General features: G+C 38.5%; 5 protein-coding genes and 1 pseudogene. 1 reads left to right on the top strand and 5 read right to left on the bottom strand.

All coding sequences use genetic code 11. The features are described from left to right. From ACFIM6_RS09015 to ACFIM6_RS08995, 5 genes and pseudogenes are all read right to left on the bottom strand, one after another. A pseudogene (locus tag ACFIM6_RS09015) lies at positions 1-644 on the bottom strand (late control protein); the annotation flags it as partial. Next, positions 644-898: a tail protein X gene (locus ACFIM6_RS09010; protein WP_375611304.1), complete on the bottom strand. Its 255-nt coding sequence runs from the start codon at positions 896-898 to the stop codon at positions 644-646. The gene ACFIM6_RS09010 and the pseudogene ACFIM6_RS09015, both read right to left, overlap by 1 nt. Next, positions 895-1,371, bottom strand: a complete 477-nt coding sequence (locus tag ACFIM6_RS09005; RefSeq protein WP_375611305.1) for a phage tail protein — start codon at positions 1,369-1,371, stop codon at positions 895-897. The genes ACFIM6_RS09010 and ACFIM6_RS09005 overlap by 4 nt, the downstream gene beginning before the upstream one ends. 13 nt (positions 1,372-1,384) lie before the next feature. Further along, a complete protein-coding gene (locus ACFIM6_RS09000) occupies positions 1,385-1,759 on the bottom strand; it encodes a hypothetical protein (RefSeq protein ID WP_375612556.1) in 375 nt (124 codons plus the stop codon). A gap of 754 nt (positions 1,760-2,513) precedes the next feature. Next, positions 2,514-3,644, bottom strand: a complete 1,131-nt coding sequence (locus tag ACFIM6_RS08995) for a metallophosphoesterase (RefSeq protein ID WP_375612555.1) — start codon at positions 3,642-3,644, stop codon at positions 2,514-2,516. A 769-nt stretch (positions 3,645-4,413) separates the two neighbouring features. Here ACFIM6_RS08995 and ACFIM6_RS08990 point away from each other — a divergent pair. Next, on the top strand, positions 4,414-9,158 hold a 4,745-nt coding region (locus tag ACFIM6_RS08990; RefSeq protein WP_375612554.1), incomplete at its 3' end, for a beta strand repeat-containing protein.

Here is a 9,158-nt window from a genome sequence, read left to right as displayed (position 1 = left end):
TAAGAAGCTTCAATGGTGCCATATTGCGTGCGTGGCTCTAATGTGAATTCCCAGTTGGAACAGTCGTGCTTATGGATTGCTAATGCTGGTAAATTGTCACCGCTTAAAAATAAAAACTTATTGTCCTTGATCAAAAAACGTGCCCGCATGCGATCGGCAAGGCGGGTTAAAAAATCAACAGCCGATTGATCTGTACGAATCACATAAGGCAAAGTTTGTTGAGTGAACTGAGGACTGACCTTTTCTTGATAGCCATGGCGTTTGGCAAGTGTCTCCACAATCTCACCAACAGTTTTGTGATCAAAATGTTCACTCACCTGTTCTTTGAGCTCTTTACGCATCGAGGCGCTTTTGCCACAAAGGCGCAAAATCTCTCCATCACTGCCACCACAACTTACAACCGATTCGACAACAAAACGCCCCATAAAGGCACTGATGCTGTTCTCATAGCCAAAAATCACTTGCAGAGTGCTGTTGCTTGAGGGAACCTCTAAATCATTGCCACTATCATCAAACTCTGCTTCAAATATATCGGCTTCATTACCGGCATGGTCCGTGATAGTTGCGGTTAAAAGACGCTGGTAAAAAACCTCATGAACAGGTTTGTCTCCCACCTTGACCACAATAAAAGGGTGTGTACGCATTAATCCCATAACCGCTTCACCATGCTTTGAGGATTAGACAACACAAATTCAGGCAGCATGACCTTTAAGCCCCGTGGTAAAAACACACCATATTTGGCAATCTCTGGATTGGCTTCCAGTGTGGCTTCTAAATAGCCGTTTAGTCCCCCAACTTGAGAACGGTCCCCTAACACAGCCATGACATGGTGAAAGCAAAGGAGATCGAGGCTCATATCCTCTAGCTCTACAACAACATGTTTTTCTGGTATCTTCATAGAGTTTGTCCCTCTTGGTAATACCCCATTTGATATTGTCCCTCTTGGTATTGTCCTTGTGGTTTTCCGCCATTAAAAAAGGGCAAGAGCGTAATGGAATAGCGGATGCGCTGGGATTGACCAGAGCGACTGATATAGTCATGGTCTTTATTGATCGTGGTGATTACTACGGATCCATGGAGAAGGACACTATAGGTCGTATCATTAATCCAACGAAGCATCTGGACCGGCTTTGCTCTTCGGATAGTTGTAGTGATGGCATCTATCGCTACCCGGTCACCAAATTCTTCTGGAAACCAAACCCCATGAATGGTTTTTGCATCATTGCCATAGCCGGTAAATTGCAAACTGGGTGCCTTGCCAAAACGCTCCATACAAACCCATGAGGCAGAAAACTCTTCTTCAAAAGATTGGAAATTCAGCCAGTCCACATAAAATTGATGCGGTCCTAACATCATCAAAGGATCTCTCATAGACGCCCTCCCCTCATTCTGTCCCGCCATGCAGCGCATTGGCACGTGCCCGTTGCAAAGCATGGGCAACCGCACGACCAGTGGCCATGGGTTCACGCGCCCCATTGACATGCACCGTGACATTTTGATTGTGTGTGATGGGGGAGTGATCTTTGCTTTTTGCTTCTGTGAAAGGGGAATTTGCATGCCCCGCCCCCGCAAATTGCACGATGGGTTGGATGGCTGTTTTACCCCCCAAAAAACTTGGCAAAAACTCTCTTACATCAATGGAACCAATCCACCCCTTAATGCGGCTAGGCAAAGATTTACAAAAATCCATCAATTGTGAGATAGACGACATAAAGCCATCGACAATCGAATTAGCCAGATCTTCGCCCGCTTGTTCCATACCAGCCTTGGCAGCATCCGAGAGCTTTTCCTGTGTAAAAAAACTCTTTCTAAACTAGAACTTCTTAAAATCCCCTTTTTACACCTCTCTCAAAGAAAAGATAAAACTGCCAAAACACGTGAGAGTCATCTAAGGATAATTGCATGAGACCATAACAGCTATAAACAGACTCCAATATTTGTATCATATTATTGTAACGATTTACTTACGTATAAAAGAAGAAGATAAAATTGTAATACAACTAAAAGTTCATACGGTTAATCAAGAGAAATTATACAGCATCACAAAACATCAATTGTTTGAAGATTATAAGTAAAAAATTAATCAAAATAAAAAGCTTTTCTTATGAAAAAGAAAAGAGTTGCCCATGAGTAGATATTATAAACTCTAACAAAGGGCATAACTTGATAATTATACTGCAACAAACTAATAGAAACAACCTTCTTGATAATTCTGGACAACATGTGCTAGCAAATTATGAACACACCCTTGACAAACTCCCCTTTCTTCAAAGATGAAAGCCTAAAAAGAAAAAATAGAATAACAAATCATTATTCTGCTTTGTATTAAAGCTCAGTTCACATTAAACCATTGCACTTATAGCGTATAACCTGAAATCTTAGCAGCTTTGAAAAAAATATGTCTGATTTTTCACTCTATTTCTAAATAACATTTAGACACTCCTACTGCTCTTCAAGTCCGCACATATAATACGCTTTTTCCCTCATGCTTTAAGACAAAGAAAAAAATCCTATTATAACTTACTGCAACTTGCCGAAAATTGGGTGTCTTTCCCTATAACGCCAAGATCTTTAATTAAAAGCGGTTTTCCTATTTCTCCATTATAGGCTTTAACGTGAATGGTCTTGCCTTTCACATCTATGAGGTAATAATCTCCATTAAAAAGCGCACCAGCTGTATATATAGGGATATTTCCAAAAACCTTATCATTTTTCGCACGGCAATAAGACTGATAATGCGTGTGCCCCACGAAGATTGCTTTAACATTATGAGAGGTAATAATTGACTTAAAGACCGACAAATCTTTAGCATTCTTTTTACGAATAAAAAAGGATTCACCATCAATGGAAGCAGCACGCGCATCATGAAAATTAATGATTGTCACTTTACCTCTTGCATCAGCAGCAGCTAAATCGTTCCTAAGCCAATCTAAAGATTTATTGATTTGCACTTCTGTAGACTGCCCCTTCAAACCAACCGTATAGCTTGGATAATTGTGAAGCTGCACATAGTGAACATCTCCATAATCCCAAGAATAACTCAAACTCCCCCTTATCAAGCGAATATTTCCACCCGAAATGGGAACCAAACTTTCAGTAACATCTGCATTGAAATGCGATAATTGACTACGGTATTTTTTGATTTCCGATACCATTCTTGAAACTGCACTTATAGCACAAGCATCTTTGTAAAAACTGAATTCTTGAGGATTTGTACAATTACCAACATTATTGGCATAATCGTGATTCCCTAGCCCCTCATAGACAGGTGCTCCAAGAGTTTTATAAACATTTTCATAATCATCATAGTTTTTTTGTTGTCCAAACTCCGTCAGATCACCATTGACAATATGGAATGCAGCCTTGTGCGCTTTTATCACACCAGCAACCTGCTCATTTATCTTTAACCATGGCTCTCTGTTTGATATTCCATTGGCATCACCAGAGTTTAAACGCCACGGTTGCGGATCAGCCATAATGATAGCAGTATAATTTTCTGTAAGAGACTTTTCTTTCATCGACCAATCCATGAATGCATCATGATAAAGCCTCTTGTCTCTTTTTATTTTTTCAGAATCAAGATTAAAACAACCAGAGAGAGTAAAAGCAATCACGGTGATTACCAATTCAACTTTATATCTCATAAACCTATCGCCATAAAAACGTTACATATTATATTAAAAAATTGCTCAGAAGCAATTTTTTAGATTTTATTGTCAAAAATATGTCAAAAATTCGAAATAACGAAAGCAATAATCCTTCAATGAAGGTGCACTTTGATGATATAAAAGCACTGTTGATTTCAAGCCTTCAACTTGAAGCATCTTCATTGATTAAGATTTATAAGCTTGGGCTCTGGCTCTTTCAAATGTCATCGATACATCAACAGCTTATAAAAACTTAGTCGTATACTATTAAAATATCCCCAACAGGAGAAAAAATGTATTCTTATACTAGAGCACCCAACTCCTTTGGATATCAAGATCAAATATATTAGAATATTATGATAAATAAGGTATAAATAATCAAAAGTGCTAGCAATAGTGTTTGAGTATTACCGTCATAACTTACTTTGATAAGTTATAAAAATGCAGAAGTATTACAGAAAATACTATTATTACTTTATAAAAAATAATATAACTTATGTAAGTATTATAATAATATTTATAATTTCTATAATATAGATTTACAATAAATTTAATTATATAATATAAATAATTACAAACACATTGTGTGTTAAATATAAATTAATACAAATTTAATATCATTTGTTTTTTAATTTTGACAAAAAACCAAAAATATCTTACCAAATAAAGACAATTATCGAAATTAATAACAACTATCCATTTTCACTTCTTCTTATGAAGTTTGCGGGGAAATGAATATTTGGGGGCTCTCATAAGGAGAATACTAGTGTATAAAACATCCCTTTTATCATGCACAGCTGCGGCTGCTATCATACTATTCAACATCCAGTTCACTGCACATGCTGAAACTCTTGACGTTGCCAACGAAGAAAAAGATATATCCGGAAAAACGTACGAGACTATTTATGTAAAAAACAAAGGAAAAATCACCGGTAGTACTGTAACTGTAACTGGAAATAAAAACACAAATACAGACACAGGTAGCGATAAATATGTTGTAACAGTTGAAGGTGCTAACAGTGCGCTTGAATTAAATGGCTTAAATATTCAAGGCACTGATTCTGATGTTCGTTTTGGTATTTCTGTAAAAGACGGCGCTAACATCAACCTGACTGGGGGGAACATTACAGCTTCTCAAACTGGTGTTTATATTGATGATAGTAAGAATAGTAGAAATATACTACAAAATGTAGTGATATCAGATAATAAAAATGAAGCATCATCACTCCTTGGAATAGAAATAAACAACGAAAGTTTTATCACTTTAGAAAATGTAACAGTTAAGCAAGCAGAAACTGGTATACTTGCGGATGTCGTTTCTCAAGTTATAGTATCCGGAGGATCATTCGAAGGTAAAATGGATGGCGTATATGCTATGGGCGGCACCACCATTACTGTAGATGGCGGTACTAACATTACCTCATCTAATGGTAACGGACTCCATGCCGATGATGAAAATACCACCATAAAAATGACTGGGGGAAGCGTAACTGGAAAAGACGCAGCATTGTATACAAACGACGGTGGTCATATTAAAGTCACGGGTGGTACTCTAACAGCTAAGGAAGATACCACAAGTGCACCTACTACAGAAAGGGATAACCCTGCATATAATAAGGGTACTAAAATTGAGAGTGGATTCGGCGCATTGTCTCAAGGTGAAAACAGTGTGATTGAATTATCTGATACAAAGATCAATGATGCGACAATCGGGTTAAAAACACAAGAAAGTGGCGCAATCGCAATGACTGGGGGAAGCATTACAGCGTCCAAAGTTGGTGCATTCTTTTTAGATAGCAAGAGCAAAGAAAACGAACTGAAAGATGTAGTGACATCAAGTGGGAAAGATGATGCGCCACTAATCAATGGAATCAAGGCAACTAACAGTAATGTCACTTTAAATAATGTAACAGTGACGCAAGCACAAACTGCCATAGATGCATATGATTCCACAGTAAAAGTCTTAGGAGGATCATTTGATGCAGAAAAAGCAGCAATATTTGCTCAAAACGGCGGCAACATCACTTTAACTGGCGGTGCAAAAATTACATCATATAACGATGCTGGACTCTATGCGGAAGGTTCAAAGTCCATCATCGAAATGACAGGAGGGAGCATTACAGCGAAAGAGGAAGCAGTAACGACAACATACGGTGGCCATATTACTGTTACAGATGTCACCCTAAAAACAAATGGTGATGGAATTGGTGTAGCTTCTGATGACCTTGGTAGCATGATTGAATTACTTGGAAAGACAACGATTAGTGATAGTGCAATCGGGCTTCAAGCACAAAACGGTGGTGTAATCAAGATGACTGGGGGAACCATTACAGCTTCTGCAGCTGGTGCTGGCTTCTTAAACAGTAACAGCCGTGAAAACAAACTAGAAAATGTGACAATATCGAGTGGTAAAGACGATGCGCCACTGAACTTTGGAATAAAAGCAGATAAAGGTACCGTCACTTTAAAAGATGTAACAGTGACTCAAGCAGCCGCCGGTATATTTGCAGATCATGATTCGACAATAACAATCTCGGGAGGATCATTTCATGCACAAAATGCAACAATATCTGCTCAAAACGGCAGCGCCATCACTTTAACAAACGGTGCAAAAATTACATCATCTGATGATGTTGGATTATATGCTAAAGATTCAAACTCCTCCATCACAATGATAGAAGGAAACGTCACGGGAAAAGCGAGTGCTTTGGTTGCTGAAGATGGTGGTCATATTACTGTTACAGATGTTACCCTAAAAACAAATGATAGCGATAAGTCATTTGGTGTATTTTCTAATGGCGCAAATAGTGTAATTGAATTGCTTGGAAAGACCACAATTAGTGGTAGTGCAATCGGGCTTGCATTCCAAAATGATGGCGCAATCAAGATGATTGGAGGAACCATTACAGCTTCTGCAGCTGGTGCTGGCTTCTTAAACAGTAACAGTCATGAAAACAAACTAGAAAATGTGACAATATCGAGTGATAAAGACGATACGCCACTGAACTTTGGGATAAAAGCAGATAAAAGTACCGTTACTTTAAAAGATGTAACAGTGACTCAAGCAGCCGCCGGTATATTTGCAGAGAATGATTCGACAATAACAATCTCGGGAGGATCATTTCATGCACAAAATACAACAATATCTGCTAAAAGCGGCAGCACTATCACTTTAACCAATGATGCAAACATTACATCATCTGATAATGTTGGACTCTATGCAGAAGGTTCAAAATCCACCATCACAATGACGGCAGGAACTGTCACGGGGAAAGGTAATGCATTGGTTGCTGAAAATGGTGGACATATTACTGTTGCAGATGTGGCTCTAACTGTCACAGATGTGGCTCCAAGTGACGACTATATATCGTCTGGTGTATTTTCTGTTGGTGAAGGCAGTGTAATTGAATTACTTGGAAATACAACTATTAGTAATAGTGCACTCGGGCTTCAAGCACTAAACGATGGTGCAATCAAGATGACTGGAGGAGCCATTAAAACTTCTCTAGTTGGTGCTGGCTTCTTAAACAGTAACAACAGCGAAAACAAGCTAGAAGGTGTAAAGATATCGAATAGTAAAGACGATGCGTTACTGAACTTTGGAATAAAAGCAGATAAAAGTACCGTCACTTTAAAAGATGTAACCGTCATGCAAGCAACCAATGCCTTAGTTGCAGATGATCACTCGACAATAACAGCCTCAGGAGGATCATTTCATGCACAAAATACAACAATATCTGCTCAAAACGGCAGCGCCATCACTTTAACCAACAATGCAAACATTACATCATCTGATAACATTGGACTCTATGCAAATAGTTCAAACTCCACCATCAGCATGACGGGAGGAACCGTCACGGGGAAAGGTAATGCATTGGTTGCTGAAAATGGTGGACATATTACGGTCACAAATGTGTCTCTAAATGTTACAGATGTATCTCTAGGTGACGAAGATATATCGTCTGGTGTATTTTCTAATGGCGAAGGCAGTGTAGTTGAATTGCTTGAAGGAACAACGATTAGTAATAGTGAAATTGGACTTACAACAAACGATGGTGGCGCAATAAACATGACTGGAGGGACCATTAAAACTTCTCTAGTTGGTGCCGGCTTTTTAAACAGTAACAGCGGTGAAAACAAGCTAGAAGGTGTGAAGATATCGAATAATAAAGACGATGCGTTACTGAACTTTGGAATAAAAGCAGATAAAAGTACCGTCACTTTAAAAGATGTAACAGTGACTCAAGCAGCCGCCAGTATAGTTGCAAATGATCACTCAACAATAACGGTCTCAGGAGGATCATTTAGTGGACATGATGTAGGAGGAAGCGCCGAAGCCAGCAGTACGATTATCTTAAAAAACAATGCTAACATTATATCATCTAATGGCGAAGGACTCCTTGCAGACGGTTCAGGATCTAAGATCATAATGACGGGAGGATCCGTAGCCGCGAACAAAACAGCGTTATTCGCAATCAACGGTGGGCATATTGATGCCACAGATGTTGCTCTAACAACAGAGGGAAAAGGAAGCGGTGCATTTGTAAGTGGCAATGACAGCACAATTCAATTGCATGGTGATACAATAATTAACAATACTTTGGACGGCCTTGGAGCAGTTAACGGTGGTAAAATCATTAGCGAAAACTTATCGATAATCGGTGGTGAAGCACTTGAAGGCTCCGACAACGAACGCACTGGTATATGGACATCGGACTCTGGTAGTGAAGTTAGGTTAATGGGCAAAACAACCATTCAAAATGTCGATGAAGGGTTTTATGCAGACGGTGGAAGTCAAATCATTAGCGGAGATTTAATTATAACCGGTAGTGAAAGTAAAACAATGACCGTTGGTGTAAACGTTGCAGAAACTGATAGTTTAATTAAGTTAAATGGTAAAACAATCATTCAAAATTTTGATGTTGGTCTTTTTGCAGGAAATAATAGCACAATTAAGATGACGAATGGTTATATTGGAGCAACAGAGAATACAATAAAAAATAAAATAGAAGCAAAAAAAGTTGCACTATGGGCGGCATTTAACGGACATATTGATGTCGTAAATACTTCTATGATAGCAGGAGTTGCTGGTTTGCAATTTATAGCTCTCTCTAATCCTGATTTAGATTATCCAGATGATCCACAAAAACGTAAAAGCAGTGAAATCAATTTAACCAATGCAGATATTCACGTTGAAAATGGCACAGGAATTTTTGTTGGAGCTTTTACTAACACAAACATTGAAGATATTCCAACTTTATCAATCGGTACAGCAAATCTCAAAAATTCAGAAATCCATGCTGATGTATTGTTAGGAGATGGTCTTTTTGAAGATCCAAAATCTTGGAAAAATGACAATTATTGGAACAATAAAGAGGTTAAAGCGATCTCCAATGGCACCTTCACATTAAGCGCTGATCATTCAACTTTAGAAGGCAGAGCGAATATTGCTAAAGACAGAAATGTACATTTTGATCTAAAAAACAAGACAACATGGACACTAAAGACCAG

This window comes from Bartonella sp. AA9NXGY (assembly GCF_042196845.1).
Lineage (GTDB): Bacteria > Pseudomonadota > Alphaproteobacteria > Rhizobiales > Rhizobiaceae > Bartonella.
The sequence above is the reverse complement of the archived record's forward strand: the minus strand, read 5'-3'. Positions and strand labels throughout refer to the sequence as shown.

Bases quoted from the DNA above. Each gene is read 5' to 3' on its own strand.
- ACFIM6_RS09005 (WP_375611305.1), bottom strand. From the start codon at position 1,371: ATGAGAGATCCTTTGATGATGTTAGGACCGCATCAATTTTATGTGGAC.
- ACFIM6_RS09010 (WP_375611304.1), bottom strand. From the start codon at position 898: ATGAAGATACCAGAAAAACATGTTGTTGTAGAGCTAGAGGATATGAGC.
- ACFIM6_RS09000 (WP_375612556.1), bottom strand. From the start codon at position 1,759: ATGGAACAAGCGGGCGAAGATCTGGCTAATTCGATTGTCGATGGCTTT.
- ACFIM6_RS08995 (WP_375612555.1), bottom strand. From the start codon at position 3,644: ATGAGATATAAAGTTGAATTGGTAATCACCGTGATTGCTTTTACTCTC.